Genomic DNA, 518 nt, shown 5'->3' on the forward strand with positions numbered 1-518 from the left:
ATGTAACAAATGCTCTTTGTCCAACTCTAACAAAAAACTTTGATATTTCTCGTCATCCCGATTTAGTATTACCAGATTTAGCAAATGCTAGTCCTCTTTGTATTGGTGCTGAAATTGACTTAAGTGCAATACCAACAAGTGGACCAGTTCTACCTGTTACTTACACTTGGACGCAGGATGGGAATTCAATAGGTTCAAATGAGACATATAATATAACAAATGTAACGCCATTGGAAAGTGGCATCTACAAAGTTGTTGTAAAAGATTATTGTACATCTAAAACATCATCAATTTCTATAACTGTTCTAGATGCTATTAGTTTAGCAGCTGTGTCTCCAACTTCACATTCACTTTGTGAAGGCGAATCTTTAGACTTACAAGTAAATGGTTCGGGACTTAATTTAGAATACAATTGGTCTAAGATTGATGGACTAGGAGGATTAATAACAGTACCGAATTTATCCTCGGATGAGCTTCTACATTTTGATGCTCTATCATCAGCCAATGCAGGATACTAT

1 protein-coding gene is annotated in these 518 nt (G+C 35.5%); it reads left to right on the plus strand.

What is annotated here, in order from left to right; all coding sequences use genetic code 11:
- Positions 1–518: hypothetical protein (locus ACXR6G_RS20140; RefSeq protein ID WP_458363251.1), on the plus strand; the 518-nt coding region annotated here is incomplete at both ends.

The sequence above is a fragment of the Ancylomarina sp. YFZ004 genome (genome assembly GCF_054254355.1).